The following is a 24003-nucleotide window of genomic DNA, read 5'->3' on the forward strand; positions in this document are numbered from 1 at the left end:
CAGTACCTGGATCGGTGATGACAGTACCTGGATCGGTGATGACAGTACCTGGATCGGTGATGACAGTACCTGGATCGGTGATGACAGTACCTGGATCGCTCGGTGGCTGAGTTGCAGATTGGATATCTTGAACATTGGTGACGTACAAACCAGATACAAAACCGCTACCATCTGCCAGGTGATACCAGACATCACTGCTACCTTCACCATTAGGATCGTTGATTAATTCACCTTGAGTCTGGTAGTCAAATTCCAGTTGTTCCCCAGCACTAACTTTACCAACAGAAGCACTGGAAGTATTAGCAGCGGGACGAATATTAACACCACCGTTAATCTGGACAGCAGTTTTACTCGAATCCGTCACGCCACTCAAATTAAGCGCTCGTTCCCAAGGGTTAACTTGTCCCTCTAAACCCCAAGTAGTAGGATTCGAGAAAGGTGTTGGAATATAAGCTTGCGGCGCTGTTTCCTTCGCCACTTGCACAGCCTTATTAAAATTCACCACCCCAAAACCGGTCTCTTCATCCCATCCGGGTGCCTTCAAATCGATCGCACTTCCAGTCAAAACATCAATCACTTGAGTAGCATTCAAAGCCGGATTGCTATCCCAAACCTTAGACAACATCCCCGCCGCAATCGCCGCCGACGCAGAAGTACCCGCCATTTGGCCGACATCATCACCAACCGTAGATAAAGTCGGATTGTCGATCGAACCACCGGGCACTAAAATATCCAAACCATAGCCGTAACTCGAATAATCCGATCGCCCAAATCCATTAGACGAACCAACCGTGATAATATTCTCAAACTCCTGAGAAGATTGACCCAAAACCGACATCACACCGCCATCATTACCCGCCGCTACAACTAACAGGACTCCATTTTGACGCGCATTTTCCAAAGCCGCACGTTCTCGGTTCGTAAACTCGTAACGAGTAGTAATGCTACCATCAGCATTCTTTTGAGTTAAATCCAGGGGAAGCAGGGCGATCGCATTCTTCTTCTTTTGTCCCTTCGCTTCACTCACAAAATCAGTTAAAGCTAAATCCCATTCCCCAGAACCAATCGCCCGACTTAGGTAAACATTCGCCTGATCGTTGTAGCCATCAATCCCTTTATCGTTACCTTGAATTGCACTTACTAAACCCCAGCTAAACGTGCCGTGTTCGTTACCTTCTCCAGCATTTAACAACGGGTTGCTATCTTTGTCGATGCGATCGCGCCCCATAGTCACTTTAGAGTAATCCAAATCGGGATTCTTCGCCGCAAACCCAGTATCGATGATGCCTACAAAAGCGCGATCGGGCGCTGGCGGCAAAATAGTTTCAAAAGGCGGTTGAGTCTCCGGCGTTTGTTGAGTTACAGGCGGTTTTTCGTCGATCGCAGGCGGTTCTGAGGGAGTCGTTAGGGCGATCGGAGGTTTTATTAGTACAGGCCCTGTAATCATCACAGGCGGTACAACAGCAACTGGCGGCGTTGTCTCAACTGGCGGTACAACAGCAACTGGCGGTACAGCAGGCGGCGTTGTCTCAACTGGCGGTGTTGTCTCAACTGGCGGTACAACAGCAACTGGCGGTGTTGTCTCAACTGGCGGTACAGCAGGCGGCGTTGTCTCAACTGGCGGTGTTGCCGGCGGTACAACAGCAACTGGTGGTGTTGTCTCAACTGGCGGTACAACAGCAACTGGCGGCGTTGTCTCAACTGGCGGTATTGTCGGCGGTACAACAGCAGGCGGCGTTGTCTCAACTGGCGGTATTGTCGGCGGTACAACAGCAGGCGGCGTTGTCTCAACTGGCGGTACAACAGCAGGCGGCGTTGTCGCTACTGGCGGTGTTGCCGGCGGTACAACAGCAACTGGCGGCGTTGTTGTCTCAACTGGCGGTACAACAGCAGGCGGGGTTGTGGCTACTGACGGTGTGGGAGTGACATACTCGATCAATTTCTTGCCGCCATCGAGTTTAGTCCAATCCTTACTCGGATTGATTACTTTGTCGATCGACACTGCCTTACCCGTCGCACCCGTCAACTTAAACACCAAATCGTTGTAATCTTTATCCGAACCCGTATCAACCCGCTGATCTTCCATCGCAAAGGCCTTGCCGGTGCCAGTAACATCAGCTATTTGACCGTACAGCCAAGCATCATCTGGATTAGTGCTAGATAACGACAGCAGCGGGCGTTTGTCGCCGCCAGCATTGGGCTTATTAAAGATATCTTGCACAGTAGCGTTCGGCACCAACATCACAGCAAAAGCCTCACCCGGTTTCATCCCAAATGTTTTCGGGCCGCTGTAGGTTCCTTCGTTATAGTTGTCCTCTCCTAAAAGACCGTCAAACAGCGGATTTGCGCCTTCTGTAGGGTCGGAAATTACTACGTGACCAAAGGTAGAATTGCTCAGAGCTCGTCTTGCCGCTTCTTTGATAAACTCCTGAGAACCTGGAGTTAATTTCTCCATGCCCTGCACGCTGAAAATGGCAACTTCTCCTTGATAATTGCCACCGTCGTGCAACCAGTCAAAGCCAACTTGTCCCGTAGAATCTGTAGCGAAAAAGCCGGAATCAACTCCCAAACCTGTCAGCGGGTCAACTTTGCCGTCTGGTGTTAAACTAACTTGATAATTTGTATCGCGCGAAGGTGCAGAAATTTTGAGTGCATAATTTGTTGCACCCAAATTATCGATGCTAAATGTACCGGAATTTGTGCCTTCGGTGGCGATGTCTTTGACTACTTTTCCGTCACTGTCAAGCAGTTGCATCCCCACCACGGAAGTGAAACCTTCGGCGGTGACGCGAAAACTTCCTGTATTCAGTCGATTGAAGCGATAGGTATCGATGGGGTCAGTTTTTCCCGCAAAGTCGATCGAGAAATAGTTGTCGTTGAGATTGCCGATAGAAGTAGTAGACATGGTGCACCTCGATTAATCCGATAATTTGGGCTGACATTTATCTATCTGGAGTGCGTCGGAGTTTTTATGCGGTTTGTAATATAACTTCACACAAGGTGTGGGTCAAACTCGCTGAACTTGCGCCGCTACTTATCTATCTGGAGTGCGTCGGAGTTTTTATGCAAAATTTCGGTTTTTGTAATATAACTTTACACAAGGTGTGGGTCAAACTCGCTGAACTTGCGCCGCTACTTATCTATCTGGAGTGCGTCGGAGTTTTTATGCAAAATTTCGGTTTTTGTAATATAACTTTACAAATACTTGGCAAAATCCCCGTTTTTAGGGGATGCAGAATGACGTTGAAAGAGATACAGGGCAGTTGAAACCGCCGTCTGTTCTTCAACCCGCGCACCATCCGGGTTTTGTTTGTATAGACGCGGTTTCAACCGCCCGGTATTCTCAAAAAATATCCCCAACAATCATCCCCGCCAATATGACAAACCCAACCCAAACATTTTGGCGAAAGATTTGACCATAAACAGGTGTGGGAATATCATCCTTTCGCAGTTGACTGTACTGCAAAAACCACAAAATCGCCGCCGCACTAATCGCTATCCAAAAACCAACGTGCAACTGCAAATTAATGCCCATTGCTGCTAACAAACCGACCGTACCAACAAAGAAAAAACCCACAGCATTAGCTGCATTATCCCCGAAAAATATCGCGCTGGAATTTACGCCCAAACGCAGGTCATCTTCTCTGTCGCTCATCGCGTAAACTGTGTCAAATCCCATTGTCCAAAACACGACTGCTCCCCACAGCAACCAAGTTGCTATTTCTAATTGATTGACGGCGGCGCTCCAACTAATTAATACTGCAAATCCCCAGGCTATTGATAATACTAATTGCGGCACGGGAAAAACTCTTTTTGCTAGGGGATAGCAGATAATTACTGGTACGGCGGCGACACACAGCCAGAAGCTTAAAGGATTGAGATAAAGGGCGAGAATTGCGGCGCAAGCAAAGGAAATTAAGGCAACTCCTATTCCAGTTTGCACGGTGAGGGCGCGGGATGCTAGGGGGCGCGATCGCGTTCTTTCTACTTCGGGATCAATATCGCGATCCCACAAGTCGTTAATCACGCATCCAGCCGCACTCGTGGCTAAGGTGCCCAACACTATCACACCGACTAATGCTGCGGGCGGCGTTCCGTGGGCTGCTAAAAAGACGGCCCAGAGGGCTGGAATCATTAAAATTAGTCGCCCTGCTGGTTTGTCCCACCTCAAAAGCTTTACGATGGTTAGTAATTTGGATTCGGTTGGGCGATCGGGCTCTATAAGCATTTTAATTCTAGATTGGAGATTCTTAATATTTTAAGCCGATGGCTCAGTAAATTCATGGAATAATTAAAAATATCTGTCAACCCCGATACACTCCTATGGTTAATTCACTTGCTTCTGCGGAGTCAAATCGCATTATTGCCGCTATTGATATGGGTACTAACTCGTTTCACATGGTGGTGGCGCGGATCGATCCGAAATTGCCCGCGTTTACGATTATTGCTAGAGAAAAAGATACGGTTCGATTGGGCGATTGCGAGGTAAAAACAGGGTGCTTAAAGGCTGAGGTTATGGAAAGGGCGATCGCAACTTTGCGCCGTTTTCAAGATATTGCTAAAACTTTTAATGCTGAACAAGTCATCGCTGTAGCTACGAGTGCGGTTCGAGAAGCGCCTAACGGGCGCGAGTTTCTCAAACAAGTTGCTGACGAATTAGACCTAAATGTTAGCTTAATTTCCGGTCAAGAAGAAGCGCGGAGAATTTATCTCGGCGTACTTTCGGGAATGGAATTTAACAATCAGTCCCAGGTAATTATTGATATTGGCGGCGGTTCTACTGAGTTGATCTTAGGAGATAGTTCTGAACCGCGCTGTCTCACCAGTACCAAAATTGGTGCTGTACGCCTGACTGGAGAATTTGTCAAAACTGACCCGATTAGCAAGGAGGAGTTTGCCTATTTGCAAGCTTATATTCGGATTTCGCTGGAAAGACCGATCGACGAATTGCGATCGCAATTCAAGGCTGGCGAAACTCTGCGCTTGATTGGCACTGCTGGAACCATCGAAACTCTGGCTGCAATTAACGCTCGCGAAAAGCTGGGAACAGTTCCGAGTCCGCTGGCGGGCTATCAATTAAGTTTAAAAGATTTGCGCGATTTAGTCAATCGCTTTCGCAAACTTTCTTACTCGGAAAGGCTGGCAATTCCCGGAATGTCTGATAAACGGGCGGAAATTATTCTCGCCGGCGCTTTGATTTTGCAGGAAGCGATGACACTATTAGGGATGGAATCGCTCACTGTGTGCGATCGATCTTTGAGAGAAGGCGTCATTGTTGACTGGATGCTGAGCCGAGGTTTGATTGAAAACCGCTTGCGCTATCAAGGTTCAATCCGCCAGCGCAGCGTTCTACACATGGCTGCAAAATATCAAGTTAACTTAGAACAAAGCGAAAGAACCGCAGAATTTGCGCTGAATTTGTTTGACCAAACCCAAGGAATTTTACACAATTGGGGAACTGAAGAACGCGAGTTGCTGTGGGCGGCGGCGATTCTGCACAACTCCGGTTTGTACGTCAGTCATTCGGCGCACCACAAGCATTCTTACTATTTAATTCGCAATGGTGAGTTATTGGGATACACTGAAACAGAGATTGAAGTAATTGCTAATCTAGCTCGATATCACCGCAAAAATCCTCCCAAAAAGAAGCATGAAAATTTTCAAATTCTCCCGAAAAGATACCGAGAAGTAGTGAGTAAACTGCATCCTTTTCTGCGGTTGGCTGTGGCTTTGGATAGGCGGCAGATTGGCGCTATTGCTGATTTCAAATGCGAACACCGCCCGGAAGTGCGAGAGTTTCACTTGCGGCTGCAACCGCTCAACCCCGCGGACGATTGCGCTCTGGAAATGTGGAGTTTGGATTATAAAAAGCCATGTTTTGAAGATGAGTATAATCTCAAATTAGTGGCAACTTTAGAACCGAGTCTGGTTGGAGTTTAAATACCAGCCAGAGCAACTGTAGGGTGCGCACTGCGCACCTTACGCATATATAGAACGACAATCAGCTAAAATATTTGGATCGATCGCCATTTTCAACATAAAATAGACAAATGTCAAATCCCTTACTTTCCCTCAACTACGAGCCCGCCCTCGAATCCCTCGGCGGCGACTACTTTGATGAAGTCCCGGCGGCCGATTTTCCCCAGCACATCCTCCGCTTCCGCAACGACCAATTATTACCGACATTGGGTTTAGACCCCTCAGAAGTAACCGACGAGCATTTCATCCAAGCATTCGGCAAATTTCACTGCGTGCGTCCATTTCTCGCACTCCGCTACCACGGCTATCAATTCAACGAATACAACCCCAATTTAGGCGACGGTAGAGGCTTTTTATACGGCCAAGTTCGCGGCACTGACGGCAGACTTTATGACTTCGGCACTAAAGGTTCTGGTCGCACTCCCTACTCGCGCAGTGCTGATGGTAGACTCACTCTCAAAGGGGGAATTCGCGAAGTTTTAGCTGCTGAAGCTTTGCAGCGATTGGGAGTTCGGACATCTCGCTGTTTTAGTTTAGTTGAAACCGGCGATGCTTTGTGGCGAGGTGACGAACCTTCTCCGACGCGATCGTCTGTAATGGTTCGTTTTAGTGAATCTCACATTAGGTTTGGCACTTTTGAAAGGCTAAATTATATCCGCCGCCCGGACTTAATTAAAAAACTTTTAGATTTTGTAATTGAATATTACTATCCTGAACTGCATTTAGCAGCTAGCAATTCTGGTGCTTCTTCAGAAGAAAAGTATGCACTATTTTATGCGGATTTAGTCAAGCGAGTAGCTGAATTGGTCGCTCAGTGGATGGCGGCAGGTTTTTGCCACGCGGTGCTGAATACTGATAATATGTCGATTACTGGTGAAAGTTTTGATTATGGGCCTTTTGCTTTTATACCAACTTATAAACCGGAATTTACGGCAGCTTATTTTGACCATTATGGTCTTTATTGTTACGGCAATCAACCGTTTGTTTGCAAGGGGAATTTGGAGAAGCTTCAGCAACCGCTAGCAGCCGCGATTTCTCAAGCTGATATGGATGCTGCTTTGGCAAAGTTTGGTGAGTATTATAATGTTGCTTACCGTCAGTTGATGCTGAATAAATTGGGATTTGAAGATTTGCCAGAGGCGGATGGTGATGAGCTTTTGAAGTTGACAATTAAGATGTTGGCGGAGTCTCAAGTTGATTATCATGATTTCTTTTGGCAATTGCGCAGACAGTTCGATCGCACTTGGCGAGATGATGTCAATCAAATTTTTAGTGACGCGGAACCTGGGGAGTTGTTAGCACCTTGGCGGGAGTTTTATTGTCACGTTTTGCAAAGTTTGTCGGCGGACGATATGGACAAAATGGCCCAAAGGTTGCGGAAGCACAATCCTGAACAATCGCTGTTGAGACCTACGATTGAGGCTGTTTGGGAACCGATCGCTCTTGAGGATAATTGGCAACCTTTTTATGATTTGGTTAAGCGAATTCAAGACTCTTAACGGTAATTTTGCAAGGTGCCCAATGCGCACCCTACGAATAACTATTTGAGCTTTTCAATCTCAAATTGTGTGTCTTTATAACCGCCAGTAAGTCCTTGATCGAGAAAGATTTTGCCCGCTTTTTCTAAGTCGCTAATCGCTCCTGCTTTGTCTCCTAACGATCGCCTAACCATTCCTCTACCGTAGTAAGCACCAGCATAATTTGGATTGATCCGAATGGCTTGCACGTAATCGCCGATCGCACTATTGTAATTATTTAACTGCTGGTAAACCTTGGCCCGATTGGCGTAAGCTTCAGCATCGTTGGGATTCAGCCCGATTGCTGCGGTAAAATCTGCGATCGCCCCTTGGCTGTCGCCCGCTGCGTTGCGAGCCAAACCCCGGTTGCTGAAAGCATTATAATCCTTGGGATTCACTGTCACCGCTTGAGTGCAATCGGCAATTGCTTTCGGATAATCCTTCAAATTTATATAAGCAATACAGCGATTGTTATAGGGAACCCCATCTTCATCGCTCAGCGCAATTGCTTGAGTGCAATCGTCAATTGCGGCTTGATAAGCTCCCAAATTTAACTGCGTACTGCAACGATTCGCGTAAGCATCTCCACTCTTGGGATCGATCGCAATTACCTGAGTATAATCCGCCAATGCTCCCTGATAATCTCCTAGGTGAAAGCGAGCTCTCCCCCGACTGTAAAAAGCATCAACATTCTGAGCATCCAGTTTAATTGCTTCTGTATAATCTCCAATCGCCCCCTGCAAATCGCTGTTACCAGCGCGAGCAATCCCCCGCGAATGATAAGCTTTAACCATGTTCGGCTGCAATCGAATTACTTCGGTAAAATCCTGAATAGCCGTCTTATAATCTTGTATTTCTAAATAAGTAACTCCTCTTTCATAATATGTATTAACATCGTTGGGCTGGAGCTTCAAAACCTGAGTGTAATCCTCAATTGCTCCGCGCTTGTCGTTAAAATCGCGACGGGCAAGAGCCCGGTTAAAATAAGCCTTGAAATATTTAGGATTGAGAGCGATAGTCTGACCATAATCGGCAATTGCTTCTTGATATTTTTTGAGGTCATAATTAGCATTACCCCGCTGATAAAAACTCTCAGCATTTTTAGGGTTTAATTGAATAGATTTATCAAAGGCTTGCAAAGCGGCCGCCGGATCTTGATTTCGAGAGCTTACTACTCCCTTTTCGTAATATTCCTTAGCTTTGATTGGATTCGGGCGGCTACAATAATTAAACAAAAATACCAGAGCAATCGCCCCACAGCCAGCAAATATCAGCCACCAAAACCGAGTCCCCAACCGTAACCCAAAATTATTAGAAGACAGTAAGCTCGACGGAGATTTTTTTTTGTTTTGAGTCGTATTTCCCGCGTCTGGGCGGTGTCTCAACTTGCTGAGAGCTGCCAAAATTTCCTCAGCCGATAGATAGCGTTTGCTAAATTGGTGGCAGACCATTTTGTCGATTATATTTGCCAATACCGGAGAACATTGAGTTCGGTTGCGCCAAACAATTTCCCCGGTGTGAGAAGGATTCGGATCTTGCAATTTTGGCAAATCCGTACCGGGCAAACCCGTGATAGCTTGGATGGCCATCATCCCCACTGCATAAAGGTCACTGCTAAATTGTGGGTTGCCTTGAAATTGTTCGATCGGCATATAAGCCGGAGTCCCAGTCGCAATGGTGCGCGGAAATTCTGTATCGTAGTCGCTGACATGATTAGCAACTTCTTTAACTGAGCCGAAGTCAATTAAAACTAATTTGCCGTCTGGTTTACGGCGGATTAAGTTGGAGGGATTAACATCGCGGTGAATCACTCCCTGAGAGTGTACAAAAGCCAGAAGTTGTAACACTTCTTCCAATAGCAACAGCACTCGCTCTTCCCGCCAAGGTTGACCGGCCACAATTTCCCGATTTAGGGCGTGTCCGGGTACAAATTCTTCTACGAGGTAGAATTGATTATTTTCTTCAAAATAAGCGAGTAAAAAGGGAATTTGATCGTGTTTTCCCAGTTTTTCTAATATTTCTGCTTCTTGTTTAAATAAGCGGTAAGCTGTTTTGAGAACTGTGGAAGTGTTGCTGGGAGGCCGAAGCTGTTTGACTACACATTGAGGGTGGCCCGGACGGCGAGTATCGACAGCCAAATAAGTTTGTCCGAAAGCTCCCGAACTGAGAATTTGCACTACGCGATAACGCCTGTCTAAAAGTTGACCAACCATGTTCATATCAATAATTGGGAATTGGGAATTGGGAATTGGGAATTGGGGATTGGGGATTGGGAATTGGGAATTGGGGATTGGGAATTGGGAATTGGTAGTGGGTGATTTTGACTTCTTTCTTCTTCCTTGTTGGTTATTCATTTTCCTACCTAATGACTAATGACAGTTGACTAATGACTGATGACTGATGACTGATGACTGATGACTAATAACTGATGACTAATAGTTTATTTAGGGTCGTTGATTTGTGCTTGTGCATTTTGAAAACCATCGGCTCTTCCTTGTTCTAAAAACAGGGTTGCAGCTTTCTGAAAATCCTCGATCGCCCCAGCCCGATCTTTGAGTTGGCGACGGACAAGGCCTCGGCTGTAAAAAGCGCTAGCATTGTTGGGGTTGATCCGTAGCGAATGAGCGAAATCCTCAACCGCTAAAGGGTAATTTTTTAGTCCTGAGTACAGAGTACCGCGATTGCTGTAAGCTATGGCATCACTGGGATTAAGCCGAATTGCTTGAGTAAAATCTTCCACAGCCCCCTGCTTGTCTCCCGAAGCCGATCGAGCTAATCCTCGATTGCTGTACGCCTTGGGATTGTTGCTGTTGAGTCCGATCGTCAAACTGCAATCTTCGGTAGCCTTTTGAAATTGTTTTAAATTCAGATGAGCAATGCAGCGGTTGTTGTAAGCTGCTTCATCTTTGGGATCGAGGCGAATTGCTCGGCTGCAATCTTCAATCGCTTTGTCGTAGGTTGCCAAATTTAAGTAAGCGCTGCACCGATTAGTATAAGCATCAGCTTGGTCTGGTTCCAATTCGATCGCCCTACTGTAATCTTCCATCGCTCCTTGATAATCTGCCAGATTAAATCTCGATCGACCGCGACTGTAGTAAACCCCAGCTTCCTTGGGGCTAATTTGAATCGCCTGGGTAAAATCCGCCATTGCTCCGGTTTTGTCGCCCGATGCCGATCGAGCTAAACCCCGATTGCTGTATGCTGTCGCATCGTTGGGATTAAGCCGAATTGCTTGAGTGTAGTCTTCAATTGCCGTGCGGTAGTCTGCCAAATCGTAGTAGGCTAAACCCCGCTGGTAGTAGGCCTCGCCGTCGTTAGGATTGAGCCGCAATACTTGGGTAAGATCTTCCAATGCCCCCCGCTTGTCGCCGGTGTCGCGGCGCGCCAGAGCTCGATTGTATATGGCTTTGGTGAAGCTGGGATTAACTTTAATTGCTTGGGTGTAATCCTGTATTGCTTGCTCTGTCGCGCCCATATCATAACGAGTATTAGCCCGCTTGTAGAAAGTTTCGGCATCACTGGCATTCAGGGCGATCGCTTGAGTATAATCGGCGATCGCACCTGTTTTGTCACCTTGCTGCGCCTTGGTAGCGCCCCTGGCCAACAATTCTTTTGCCCTCGCCGGATTTTGACTCTGCCAAAAGTAAATTATGACTGCTATCAAAATTAAAGCTGCCGGTATTGCAGCGAACAGCAACAGTCTGGTTGGGCGCTGTCTCGGCCGTTGACTCGTAGCCTTCCTGATGATCGTGGCTGGCGACGGCTCAAAATCGTATTTTACAGCGATTTGCTTGAGGTCGGTCAACACTTCGGTGGCATCTTGATAACGTTCCTCGCAGTCGGAGTCCACCATGCGATCGATCATATCTGCTAGGGTCGCCGAACAAGTCGCCCGATCGCGCCAGGGAATTTCGCCTTGGTTTTTTAAGGCACTCAGTTCATCGGGCGAGAGTCCCGTCACCGCAAGCTGGGCGATCGTACCTAGAGCGTAAATGTCGCTATTGTAACGGGGGTTGCCGATCGATTGCTCGATCGGCACATATAATATTTCAGCAGCCAACTCCTGTTTTTTTCCCAAAGGCTTTTTAACAGAGTTCGGGGAGGTTGGCGCCAACAAATGACAATTAGCGAGTTCCGGGTTAATTTCTTTGTCTAAGCTAAAGTCAATCAACACAAATTTGTCGTCTGACTCGCGCCGGATCACTCTATCTGGTTGAATTCTGCGATGAATGAACCCGTTATCGTGTATAAACACCAAAACTTCTAATATGGATGATAGCAGAGCAATTACTTTCTCTTCTGCCCAAGGTTCACTGGGTATCAGTTCTTCGCTTAAAGGTTGACCCGCAATAAATTCTTCAATTAAGTATAAACTTTGATTTTCCTCAAAATACGCCAGTAATTCGGGGATTTTGTCGTGTTTACCCAATTTTTCAATTATTTCTGCATTTCTTTGAAATATAATTTTGACTAATTCTGGAGTTTGCGAACTTGTGCCGAGAAGCCGCATTTCTCTAACCGTGCATTGCGGATATCCGGGACGGTGAGTATCTGCTGCTACATAAGTTTTTCCCACTTCACTTGAGTCTGTGACTTTAATGATGCGGTAACGTCTGTCTAGAAGTTGACCAATCATGCTATGCCCTCTGCCCTGTTAATGTTCGATTATCGCATGAAACCAGGATAGCAAAAAGATGTTGCTGACTAATTTAAGTTCGAGCTGGCCGTGAATGGGGCTTTCCGGGCGAGGGCTGTTCTGCAAGCCTCGTTAACAGTTGACAGTTGACAGTTGACAGTTGACAGTGAAGTTTTTAGGCAGGGGATTTAAGCCCCTGCCTAAAAACAATCCACCTAAAGGTGGGGGCTTAAATCCCCTGTGCCTCGGTAACGGATTCGCGAGCGAAGTCAAGCAGGGCGGGCACGCTCTTTTAATATCTTGGAAAAACTTCGCTAAAATTGTTTATCCTGTCAATGAGATCTGTATAACTTTTGAATGTGTGAACAATAAAAATGTCTGAATCCCTAACAAAAGGAGGAACGATCGCAGCGATCGCCACTGCCATAGTACCGCAACAAGGCAGCGTCGGCATTGTGCGAGTTTCAGGTTCCGCAGCCTTAAAAATTGCCGAAACCCTGTTTCGCGCCCCAGGACGGCAAATTTGGGAGTCTCACCGCATTCTTTACGGTCACATCCGCCGCCCCAAAACTCAAGAATTAGTCGATGAAGCCTTGCTGTTAATCATGAAAGCACCACGTTCTTTTACCCGCGAAGATGTGGTGGAATTTCACTGTCACGGTGGCATTATGGCGGTGCAGCAAGTCTTGCAGTTGTGTTTGGAAAATGGCGCGAGATTGGCGCAGCCGGGAGAGTTTTCGCTCAGGGCTTTTTTGAATGGAAGACTAGATTTAACTCAAGCTGAAAGTATCTCGGATTTGGTGGGAGCCCAATCGCCGGCAGCCGCGCAAAGTGCTTTAGCTGGTTTGCAGGGAAAATTAGCTCAACCAATTCGCAAGTTAAGAGCAATTTGTTTGGATGTGTTGGCAGAAATTGAGGCGAGAATTGATTTTGAGGAAGATTTGCCACCTTTAGATGAAGGTCAAACTTGTTTGGAAATAAATCACATTTTGAGCGAATTGTCAAGGATTTTGGCGACGGCAGATCGCGGTGAATTGTTGAGAACTGGTTTGAAAGTGGCGATTGTTGGGCGGCCGAATGTGGGAAAGTCGAGTTTGTTGAATGCGTGGAGTAAGAGCGATCGGGCGATCGTCACAGATTTGCCCGGAACGACGCGGGATGTGGTAGAATCGCAGCTAGTTGTGGGCGGCATTCCGGTGCAGGTACTCGATACTGCGGGCATTCGCGAGACGGAAGACAAGGTAGAAAAAATTGGCGTTGAGCGATCGCGCGCCGCAGCAAAACAAGCCGATTTAGTATTATTGACAATTGACGCAGAATCTGGTTGGACAGCAGGCGATTGGGAAATTTACGAACAAGTAAAACACCGCCAGCTAATTATAATTATCAACAAAATTGACCTAGTAAAAACAATCCCAGAATTGCCTTTTACCTCTGAAATTCACCCGATAGTCACCGCAGCCGCCGCCCTCGATCGAGGCATAGAAGACTTAGAAACAGCAATCTTAGATGCTGTCAGCGGGGGGAATTTGCAAGCAGCAAACTCGGACTTCGCAATCAACCAGCGACAAGCAGCAGCCTTAACTAGAGCCAAAATTTCTCTGGAACAATGCACGGATACTATTAGCAATAAATTGCCTTTCGATTTTTGGACAATAGATTTGCGCGGCGCAATTCAAGCATTGGGGGAAGTTACGGGGGAAGAAGTGACAGAATCAGTGCTGGACAGAATATTTAGCAGGTTTTGTATTGGGAAATAGATCAGACATACGGTTAAAACCGCGCCTACAAAAACTAAGTCCGCCGACGCGGACTAAAGAAAACAGGTAATTTTAAGCGCCCGGTCTTCTTATCTTCAACCCGCGCACCATCCGGGTTTTGTTTGTGTAGACGCGGTTTCAACCGCTCAGTTTTATGTGGATTATTTCATTTAACGAATATTATATTTACTAGAACGAGTTACGATCGCGGTCTTCCCAGCGTTGTAATATAAAGCACGGCCTCACTCGTAGGAATACCGAGAACGTCATTCACGCGATCGTCAAAAAAGCCCGCAATACCGCTGACACCCAAACGCAGTTGAACCGCTGCTAAATTCAATCTCTGGCCCAAATGACCGGCATCCATGTGCAAATATCGGTAAGCCCGATCGCCATATTTTGCTACAGCCCTGTTCAAATCCGCCGTATGAAACAACAGCGCCCCCGCATCTCTGCCCAAATCTTGCCCCAAACACAAAAAATGTAGCTCCCTGCGGAAATTTTTAAACCGAATTTGCCGCAATTCTTGAGCTTTCGGAGCGTAATAATAACAACCTTCTTCCAACCCATTCACTCCCGAAACAGCAATAAAAGTCTCGATCAAACTCAGATCGAAATAGTCGGGATAACCGTCTAATCCTTGGTCGATATAGTGCTGCGGCTGGTAAGTAAAATCCAGCATTGCCAGCAGTTCACCCAAGCTCAAAGAAGCACCTGTATAAGCACGGGTAGAACGCCTTTTGAGCATAGTATTTTCTAAAGTTTCCAGATTCACTCCCCAAGGAATCGAAGGAGTTACCGTCGAAACTTTAGTACAAAACGGAAAGTTGTATTTATCGTCTAAATCGCCTTCACTTTCATCGAATTTCCACCCATCAACTCCGGTAGGATCTGATTCTAACTCTGTCGCTTTATGGAGGTATCCTAAGAGTTGACCTTCGGAAATCTGCGGGTAATCTGTCGTGGTCTTTCCAGGCAAAGCTGTTTTGAATTTTGGCAAGTTTTGGTCGATATCTAGCAAGTCGGCTAAAGCAACTAAACAGATCGCTCCTTCTTGTTCCGAGTCGATGTACAGTAATTGATTGATAGCTTCGTCGGCAAATCCTCCAATCAGGTGAGGTCGGTAATCGTTGACGGCGCAAGCTAACTCGATATTGCTCAATAAATGACCAGTGTCTAGGAAAATTCGTCGATAAGCTCGGTCTTCGTAACGCCAAGAAGAACGGAAGAAAACAGTCGTAATTGCGATCGCCAATTGGGTATTTTCTAGCACTGGCGATCCAAAACAAGCTGTTTGCAACGCCGGCCAAACTTGACTGTCCCAAAAATGAACCAGCGTATGAGTTCTACACTGATAATTGTAGAGCCCCGCCGGCAAATGTGGCGTGCCACGGGAGATTAAATAAACTTCTGCTGGGTAGAGCCCGCCCGCCGACGGTGCCGATCGCAAATACAGGTAGCTTTCATCTACCGTCTGCACCTTCGCCGTCAGCCCGTAGCTGCACAGCAACAAGCTAGACAACCGATGCCACCAACCGGCATCGGGAGCGGCATTTGGATCATCTGAGGGGTCTTTTAGGTGAGGCTTGAGGTCAAAATACGCTCCAATTTTATATTCTTTGAAGGGTACGGGTTGCTCTGTCCAATCTAGCTGTCTGCTTTTGGCAGCAATGGTTTCAGGATCGTATTTCGTCCGTTCGTGGTAGTGCTGAGCAATGGAAATGGGAAGTTCTGGCATATTTCAGTAGAGGATGGGCTTTGGTTTGTCGATCGATCTTGACATTACTGACGGCAAGCATGGTCTAGCAACGCAGAAATTTACAAATATAAAAAAAATCTTAGAAAAAATGCGATCGTTGTTACACAAGCTTAACATAAGAGTTGCCTAAGTATAAATACGCAAAACAATAACAACTAATTATCGTTATGGATTAGCTGCTATAGCTGTCCTCACAAACAGATGAAAATGCAAAAGCTAAGCGCTGAGCAATTGCTCGCTCAGTATTCTGAAGGCAAGCGAAATTTTGACGCTGTAGACTTAAGTGGAGATAACTTGTTTCAAGCAGATCTGGCAGAAATAAACCTTTCTGGTAGCGTTTTGAGGCGAGCTTATTTGCCCTACGGAAATCTGACTCAAGCCAATCTTTACAAAACTCAGTTGCAGGATGCTGAATTAGGCGATATTCAACTTTATCAAGCCAACTTGTCGGAAGCTAATTTGAGGGGAGCTAATTTATCAAGAGCAAATTTACGCCACGCCAATTTGCAAGGTGCTAATTTGCAAAAAGCGAATTTACAAGGTGCGGATTTGTACAATGCAGATTTGACCAATGCCGATTTGAGATATGCCGATTTGCAGAGAGCTAATTTGGAGAAAGCAAAGTTAACCAAAGCTCAATTGGCTGGCTGCAACTTCTTTCGATCGCGCTTGGTGGATTTGTCCGACGCTGAGTGCGATCGCACTACCATCGGCCCCGAAGGATATTGATTTCGCAGCAATGCGTTTGGGCGATCGGCCGAAAAGGGCGTGAAGCGTAGCTATCCCGTAGGGAATCGTCCTTTTTGACATTTTTTAACATTTCTCGACACCGCTGACAATGTGAGTTAGAATCGTAGAGAACTTATCTCTCTGCAATATTGACAATCAACAACACATATTTCCACATAAAAAACGGTCAAATCTATGAATGATCCAGATGAAAAAGCCAGAGAACTCCGACACAAAGAACAACAACTTAGAAAACGAGAACAAGAACTTCGACTTCGCGAACTAGAAGCAGAAATCGAAAAATCGGTGCCAGAACATATAACGAGAAAGTACGAAGAACCAGATAGCGATCCTCAGGCAAAACTCAAAATATGGCGTCGAAAAATTATAGCAATCACTCAATTTACAGGTCTGGCAATTGTCGCGCTGGTTGCGATTCGCGTAGCATCTTGGCTGGGAACTGCGGTACTGGTTGGAGCAATTGCTTTGATTGGTTACAAAATATTGTTTGAAGATAAGAACTCTAAAAAATAACTGGCAGGGTATTGTAGTTATTGCAGGTTTGCACTGCGCACCTTATCGCTATCAATAACGCATCAAACCAATTTTACATAAACCATGACAAAATTATTTTGTTTGGAAATACCCCAGTAGTAAACAATCAGAAAATAACCATGAACCTCAAAGTAGAAACTAGCAGCTTTCTCAACGATTTAGAGCGAGTATCCGCAGTGCGCCGAGAAATTGCCGATCGCCTCAGCAACATCGCCACAGCCATCGAGCGATCGGAAGTAGCAGGAACCGAAGCATCAGGAAAACTCGGCTTAGAAACAGACAACGCCGACATCAATCTCGCCAGCAAAAACTTGCGTCAAGGAGTTTTCCGGCTGCTAGTATTAGGCGACATGAAACGCGGCAAAAGCACTTTTCTAAATGCCTTAATCGGCGAAAACTTGCTCCCCAGCGATGTCAATCCCTGTACGGCTTTGCTGACAATTTTGCGCTACGGTTCCGAAAAAAAAGTCACCGTTTATTTCAACGACGGCAAAAGCCCCAAACAGCTCGATTTTAAAAGTTTCAAACATGACTACACAATTGACCCCGCCGAAGCAAAACGCCTAGAATCAGAAAAGAAACCAGCATTTCCAGATATCGACTGCGCCGTAGTAGAATATCCCTTACCTTTGCTAGAAAAAGGCATAGAAATAGTAGACAGTCCCGGACTGAACGACACAGAAGCCCGCAACGAATTATCTCTCGGTTACATCAACAACTGCCACGCTATTTTGTTCGTACTCAGGGCAACTCAGCCTTGTACAATGGGCGAAAGACGTTATCTAGAAAATTACATCAAAGGCCGCGGCTTGAGCATTTTCTTTCTAATCAATGCTTGGGATCAGGTGCGGGAAAGTTTGATTGACCCGGATGATGCTGAAGAAATGGCAGAAGCAGAACAGAAACTGGGGAGGGTTTTCAAAGCTAATTTGGCTGAATATTGTTTAACAGAAGGACACGATATTTACGACGAGCGAGTGTTTCCAATTACCTCAATTAAGGCGCTCAGGTTGCGGATCAAAAATCAGGATGCAGATTTGGCAGGAACTGGTTTTCCTGAGTTTATGGCGGCACTGAATACATTTTTGACCCAAGAAAGGGCGATTTCGGAATTGCGTCCGGCGAGGACTTTGGCGCGTCAAATTTCTGCTCGCGTCCGCGAAGCTGTTGGACGGCGCTTACCATTGCTCGATCGCGATGTCAATGAGTTGAAGGATAAGATTAATTCAGTTGAACCGGAGTTTAAGAAGCTGACTCAGATTCGCGATGAATTTCAACAAGAAATTAGCCGAGTTAGAGATAGTAAATCGCGGGCGATCGCAGATTCTTTCCGCGCCTACGTTCTCAACTTAGAACATACCTTTGAAACCGACTTTTTGCGGTATCAACCGGAACTGAGATTTCTGGATTTCTTCAGCCAAGACAAGCGAGAAGCCTTTGAAGCATCGCTCAAACGAGCATTCGAGCAGTACATCAACGACAAACTAGCAGCTTGGACTCTCACCGCTGAACAAGAGATGAATTCAGCATTTTCGCAGTTGTCACAAAGTGCAGCAAATTACGGAGCATCTTACACAAAAGTAACTGAAAAAATTACCGAAAAACTGACCGGGCAAACAATCCCCACGCCAGTCAGCAACTCGAACGAAGATAACTCACCAGCTTGGGCAAAATGGGCGATGGGATTGTTTTCGTTAACGACAGGAAACCTGGCAGGCGTAGCAATGGCAGGAGCGGGTTTTGACTGGAAAAATATCCTGCTCAACTTAATTACTGTGTTGGGCGTTAGTACGATTTTTGCTAGTTTTACGGGGATTGTTTTGGGGCCGCTGTATTTGGCTTTGTTGGGAATGGGTATTGGGGTTTTGCAAGCAGATGGAGCTCATAAACAGTTGGTGAAAGCGGCGAAAAAAGAGTTGGTGAAGTATCTGCCGCAGGTTGCCGAGCAGCAGTGGCAGCCAATTCACGATGCTGTGAAAGAGTGTTTTGATGTTTATGGACGCGAAGTGGGCGATCGCATGAATGATGATATTAACTCTCGGAAAGCTGAATTGGATAATTTGCTGCAACAAAAGCAATCTCGCGAAATTAATTGTCAGGCTGAATCTGAGCGTTTGGAAAAATTGGAGGCTGATGTTTCTGCCGAGTCGCAGAGTATTGAATCGGTTTATCAATGTTTCTTAGCATCCGCTAGTTAAATTTTTCCTAATCGTTCAAAGTTAACCGGTGCGCAGTGCACACCCTACAAACTCAACTCTTGTGGGGTGGGCATCTTGCCCGCCGCAAAACTTAAATTTAAATGTTATAATAGCTTGAAAAAATATGCAACAACCCGAAACTTATCAAGATCTAACTAACAATCTCAAGTCAGCACTCGGCATTCTAGAACTAGATAAAAACTCCCAACTTTACCGAGATACAACCTCAATCTGCGACTATCTTGCCAAACCAACTTTTCAAATCGCTGTCTTCGGCCCGTTTAATTACGGCAAGTCAACTTTGCTGAATGCTTTGCTGGGAAATCGTGCTTTGCCGATCGACCTTGTGCCAACTACAGGTGCCGCCATTTATGTCAACTACGGCGATGAATTGCACGCAAAAATCACGCTCAAAGACGGTACAGAAGTCAGCGAACCCGGGACGGATGTGTTGAAACGCTACGCCATCCTCGACGACGCTAGGCAAATGCGCGATGATGTGGCAGCCGTGAATGTGTACTGTCCCCACCCATTTCTGAAAACGGGCGTGGAATTGCTGGATTTGCCGGGAACTAACGATCGCCAAGAACAGGATAACTTGGTTAGGGATAAATTGCTCACTGCTGATTTAGTGGTGCAGGTTTTGGACGCTCGAAAATTGATGACTTTGGGCGAACGGGAGAACTTGAGAGACTGGTTGAGCGATCGCAACATCAACACAGTCGTTTTTGTTGCCAACTTTATCAATCTACTCGAACCAGACGACCAAAAACAAGTATACAATCGATTGTTGTTTGTTGCCGAAAGTTTTCGCTCCAACTTGCCGAATAATATCAGTAATATTTACCGCGTCGATGCTTTACCCGCGTTGAGGGCGAGATTAAAAGGCGATGTAGCGGCGGCTCAAACTACAGGAATTGCCACGTTTGAATCGGCTTTGCAAAGTATTGTAGTAGCTCAACAGGAACAACTAGCAGTTAAGTTGCCCAGAATAGAAGCCATAGCTATTAAGATTTGTCAATCTCTGCGAGCTAAATCTGAAACTGTCGCCGCCGAAATAGCAGCAGCTCAACAAAAGCAAAAAGACAGAATAGAAATTAAACAAAAAGCCGAAAAATTGATATCTAAAGGCTTTCAATCCAGCGTTTCCGACTTCGAGATTTGGCTTTATCAACCCACATTTTTGCAGCGATATCAATCTGAAATGGCTCTGTCGCTTCAGGAAGGCAGTTTTGATGCGTGGAAGATAAAATTTCAGCGAGAGGTCTTAAATCAGCAGCAAACCATCGCAGAATGGGTAAATAAAGCTTGCGAGTTCTTTGACAAAGAACAGCCGATCGCCCTTTTGATCGCATTTCCACCAGCCCCGCAAATCGCTTTACCAGAGCCACCGGCAGCTCCGGCTGCTAAAAGGTCGATCGACAGCGAAGTGACTCCAGTGGCGATCGCCACCGGCTTAGGTTGGCTGTTGGGCGGGCCTGTGGGAGCCGCAGTAGTCGGCGGTGCTAGCTATATTTTGAACAAAAGAACTGGGTATGAAAAGCCACCTGAATCCTCAGAAGCTTATCTCAATCAAGTCGCAGAAATTTGCAATGATGCTGCTAAAAACTATCTTGCCCGCTTCAGCACAGATACTTTTTCGATGCTGCAACACTACAAGGAAATCGCCGCCAAAGTTATCTGTTTTCAAGACAGCCAAGAGCCATTAAAAGTTAATGTCCAGCAGCATCAATTACAGTTATTAAATACTTTAACGGAGAACTTAGAGCAAGAATTGGCAACCATACAAGTCAGGTTATAGCTGCCATTTGCGGAGCCGGATATCGATCGCCCGCAGCAATACCTTTCGGTGCGACGGCTTCAATTCGCTGCAAGCGTAAAGAGGGCAACCACGAGGGGTTGCCCCTACAATAATTATACAACTGATTTAGGATTGCTATATCTACCAGACAATCTGTGCACTCTAAGCTTTCAACTCTTACAATCCTAGGGAGGCAGCAGGGCGATCGCATCTTTCCAAGGACATAATGCTATTGTTGTATTTAAAATGCTAGGCTGTGAGAAATAATTAAAATTTGAGGCCGAACAAGCGGGGTCGAGCGGCGAGGTATTAGGAAATTTTCCCCAAGTTTTTTCGCATCTGGCTGCAATCTTCGGATCGGCGTGAAATTGAGATAAATGACTCTAAAGTTTATGAATAATTCTCCTCTACAAGTGCAGAAAATTCGAGCTATTGCATTGACGGTGACAAATGCCGATCGCTCCCAGGAGTTTTATACCAAAGCGCTTTGCTTTGAATTTGTTTCGGATATTACGGTTGAAGGGCAAAAATACAGCGAGATCGAAGGTGTTGACGGGGCAAAAATCCGCATTGTTACTTTGCAGCTTGGAGATGAACAAATTGAGTTGATGGAATATCTGAACGTTGAGGGAAAACCCATCCCCAAAGATTCCCAAAGTAATGATTTGTGGTTTCAACATTTGGCAATTGCAGTCAGTGACATCGATCGCGCTTTTGCACACCTGCGCTCTTTTCCCATTCACCCCATCTCCACTGCACCCCAAACAATACCGCCGGAAAATCAAGAAGCTGCTGGCGTGCGAGCTTTTAAATTTAAAGACATTGACGGCCACAATTTAGAGCTAATTTGGTTCCCGGAGGACAAAGGACAAGAAAAGTGGCATCAAAAGGGCGATCGCTGCTTTTTAGGAATCGATCACAGTGCGATCGCGATTAGCAACACCGAGCAAAGTCTCCACTTTTACCGCGACTTACTGGGAATGCAAGTTAAGGGAGGTAGCCTCAACCAAGGCGAAACCCAAGTTCGCCTCGATAATTTGCCAGAAGCTAAAGTCAAAATCACCGCACTGCGGCCGATTCAAGGCGGTTTAGGACTTGAACTATTAGACTATTTAGTTACTCCAAAAGGCCGCCCCATACCGAGGGATTGGAAAAGTTGCGATATCGCTCACCTGCAAGTCCAACTAATTGTTAACGATCTCGATCGACTATTGGAAAGCCTGCGGCAAAATAAAGTTGAGTTGATCTCGCAGCAGATCGTGCAATTTGGAGATAATTCCAGTTTTTCCCGCCAAAGTTGCCTCGTCAAAGATCCTGACGGACACGCAATCTTACTGACATCCCAAATAGCCACTCCGTAGTGTTCATAATCACCACTAACAAATTAAGCTATCTCCCAATCTTTCTAATTTTTAGCCCTTAAGTATCCGTGTGTTCTTTGCTGTCTCCTAACATTTGCATCAATTTTCTGGCGACGACAACACCTACTACCGCACCGCCAACCCATTTAATCACCTCCGCAGTGTTAATCGGGTGCAAGTGGCGATCAAAAATTTCATCTTTTAGCCATTCCCCTGTTACTTTTAAATTATGAACGGGAGTGGGTAATAACTCTAAATAAGTACCTTGGCGAATTAAATGACCGACCTCTCCGGTAACTTCAAAGCTATTGTAAATGTTAGCCACACTTTCTTCTATCCCTAGTTTTAACAGCGTTCCCCGCAGGTTAACTTCCGCAGGTTTTAGCTCATTTCCTAAAGCCAGAGCATTCAAATTATGAGCGATTGCAGCTCCCTGCTGATAAGCAACTTGAGCGGTGGGAGGTAAAGAATTGCCTTGCACTGCGGCACAATCTCCACCAGCAAAAACTTCTGGAAAATCTAGCAATTGTAGTGTAGGGTTCACTAAAGGGCGGCCGTGTTTGTCTCGGGATTCCTCAGAAATTTCTAAACCTTTAATCAGCGAATTAATGTTAGTTCCTGTAGTCCAAATTACTGTAGCTGTTGATAAAGTTTCCGCCTGTCCGTGGCGCTGATATTCTACTTCGTTGGGGCGAATAGCAGTCGCTTTTGCCTCCATAATAAATTCTACAGGTACAGTGCGTTTTTGCAGAGCATTTTTCGCAATTTCGCGCAGGTGACTGTTAATATCGTTATCAAGGATTTGCTCGCCGTGATTGACTAAAAGGACCCGCACTTCCTCTGCATTGCCACCCATAGCAGCATACCAATTAGGCAGTAAATCGCCTAATGTACCGGCCATTTCTACGCCAGAAGGTCCAGCACCTATGACGGTGACAGTCAGGAATTTGCGCCGCTTTTCTGCATCTTGAATCTGAAGAGCTTGTTGCAAGCAGTCGCGCAGGTGTTTGTCAATGGCGATCGCATCTTCTCCGGTACGGAGAGGGAACGCATTTTCTCGCGCACCCTCAACGCCAAAATATCCTGTAACGCTACCTAACGCCAAAACTAAATTGCTGTAATTGTAGGAATCTCCCGATGTTACTTTGACTAACCGCTGTTGCAAATCAATCGATTGAACGGCATCTTTAACAAAAATTACACCGCTACCTTTTAGCAATTCCTCATAGCGCGGCCAAACTTCTTCTGCACCCATTTCGCCACTAAAATATTCGTAAAGTAACGGCTTAAAGGAAAAGCGATCCTCTTTTTCGATCAAAATTACAGAACGGGGATAGTGTTGGTGGCTCAAGTGCAAAGCTGTAAATAGTCCAGCAAAGCCGCCACCTACAATTACAGTTTGATAGATTGTGTTGTTCATCATACTGTTTATTAAATTTGATAATTTTCTTGATGTACTAATTATTATACAAAAATGCTGCTTGATTCTAACTAACTTCAACTTAGATCGCCTTTGGTCGATTACGATCGCAAAAAAGGTTTGCAGTCCGCCCTCCAGCAAGCTCCCTGTGGAGAACCCAACTCCGCAATAGGAACTAATCTTACTGCGGTTAATCGACAGGACATGATATTAGAGGTAATAGTTATTCAAAGGTATCTGCCTTAAGAAAGACATAATTTTAAACTATATACTTCTTAAGGCATAAAT

At 45.8% G+C, this 24003-nt stretch carries 14 protein-coding genes; 8 read left to right on the forward strand and 6 right to left on the reverse strand.

Annotated features, from left to right (window positions below; translation table 11 throughout):
- Window positions 1-2905: S8 family serine peptidase (locus QUB66_RS24445; RefSeq protein ID WP_332970032.1), on the reverse strand; the 2905-nt coding region annotated here is incomplete at its 3' end.
- A gap of 438 nt (window positions 2906-3343) precedes the next feature.
- Window positions 3344-4228 (reverse strand): 4-hydroxybenzoate solanesyltransferase, encoded by an 885-nt coding sequence (locus QUB66_RS24450; RefSeq protein ID WP_332970031.1) that lies wholly within the window; start codon window positions 4226-4228, stop codon window positions 3344-3346.
- Between the two features lie 95 nt (window positions 4229-4323).
- On the opposite strand from QUB66_RS24450, the gene QUB66_RS24455 reads away from it, so the two are divergent.
- Window positions 4324-5940, forward strand: a complete 1617-nt coding sequence (locus QUB66_RS24455) for a Ppx/GppA phosphatase family protein (protein WP_332970030.1) — start codon at window positions 4324-4326, stop codon at window positions 5938-5940.
- A 110-nt stretch (window positions 5941-6050) separates the two neighbouring features.
- Window positions 6051-7478, forward strand: a complete 1428-nt coding sequence (locus QUB66_RS24460) for a protein adenylyltransferase SelO (RefSeq protein WP_265239548.1) — start codon at window positions 6051-6053, stop codon at window positions 7476-7478.
- 41 nt (window positions 7479-7519) lie between these two features.
- Here the strand turns inward: QUB66_RS24460 and QUB66_RS24465 are convergent, their stop codons facing one another.
- Window positions 7520-9709, reverse strand: coding sequence for a tetratricopeptide repeat protein (locus QUB66_RS24465; protein WP_442923318.1), 2190 nt, complete (start codon window positions 9707-9709; stop codon window positions 7520-7522).
- Window positions 9710-9936: 227 nt separating this feature from the next.
- The gene (locus QUB66_RS24470) at window positions 9937-12132 is read right to left on the reverse strand and encodes a tetratricopeptide repeat protein (RefSeq protein WP_332970028.1); all 2196 of its coding nucleotides are present in this window, start codon (window positions 12130-12132) and stop codon (window positions 9937-9939) included.
- A 374-nt stretch (window positions 12133-12506) separates the two neighbouring features.
- Between QUB66_RS24470 and mnmE the strand changes: the two genes are divergently transcribed.
- On the forward strand, window positions 12507-13892 hold the full coding sequence (mnmE, locus tag QUB66_RS24475; protein ID WP_332970027.1) for a tRNA uridine-5-carboxymethylaminomethyl(34) synthesis GTPase MnmE: 1386 nt from the start codon (window positions 12507-12509) through the stop codon (window positions 13890-13892).
- Between the two features lie 199 nt (window positions 13893-14091).
- Here the strand turns inward: mnmE and QUB66_RS24480 are convergent, their stop codons facing one another.
- On the reverse strand, window positions 14092-15630 hold the full coding sequence (locus tag QUB66_RS24480) for a SagB/ThcOx family dehydrogenase (protein ID WP_332970026.1): 1539 nt from the start codon (window positions 15628-15630) through the stop codon (window positions 14092-14094).
- Window positions 15631-15858: 228 nt separating this feature from the next.
- Here QUB66_RS24480 and QUB66_RS24485 point away from each other — a divergent pair, with 228 nt between their 5' ends.
- The 5 genes from QUB66_RS24485 to QUB66_RS24505 all read left to right on the forward strand — a co-directional run bounded on the left by QUB66_RS24485 (window position 15859) and on the right by QUB66_RS24505 (window position 22295).
- Complete coding sequence (locus QUB66_RS24485; protein WP_332970025.1) at window positions 15859-16380, forward strand: pentapeptide repeat-containing protein; 522 nt, start codon at window positions 15859-15861, stop codon at window positions 16378-16380.
- A gap of 195 nt (window positions 16381-16575) precedes the next feature.
- Window positions 16576-16914, forward strand: coding sequence for a hypothetical protein (locus QUB66_RS24490; RefSeq protein ID WP_265239542.1), 339 nt, complete (start codon window positions 16576-16578; stop codon window positions 16912-16914).
- Between the two features lie 140 nt (window positions 16915-17054).
- Window positions 17055-19133 (forward strand): dynamin family protein, encoded by a 2079-nt coding sequence (locus QUB66_RS24495; RefSeq protein WP_332970024.1) that lies wholly within the window; start codon window positions 17055-17057, stop codon window positions 19131-19133.
- A 124-nt stretch (window positions 19134-19257) separates the two neighbouring features.
- Entirely contained in the window at window positions 19258-20934 is a 1677-nt protein-coding gene (locus QUB66_RS24500) for a dynamin family protein (RefSeq protein ID WP_332970023.1), read from the forward strand.
- 377 nt (window positions 20935-21311) lie between these two features.
- Window positions 21312-22295: a VOC family protein gene (locus QUB66_RS24505; RefSeq protein ID WP_332970022.1), complete on the forward strand. Its 984-nt coding sequence runs from the start codon at window positions 21312-21314 to the stop codon at window positions 22293-22295.
- Between the two features lie 58 nt (window positions 22296-22353).
- Here the strand turns inward: QUB66_RS24505 and QUB66_RS24510 are convergent, their stop codons facing one another.
- The gene (locus QUB66_RS24510; RefSeq protein ID WP_442923317.1) at window positions 22354-23715 is read right to left on the reverse strand and encodes an NAD(P)/FAD-dependent oxidoreductase; all 1362 of its coding nucleotides are present in this window, start codon (window positions 23713-23715) and stop codon (window positions 22354-22356) included.
- Window positions 23716-24003: the final 288 nt, after the last annotated feature.

It is taken from the genome of Microcoleus sp. A2-C3, from assembly GCF_036706065.1.
In the GTDB taxonomy this organism is placed as follows: domain Bacteria; phylum Cyanobacteriota; class Cyanobacteriia; order Cyanobacteriales; family Microcoleaceae; genus Microcoleus.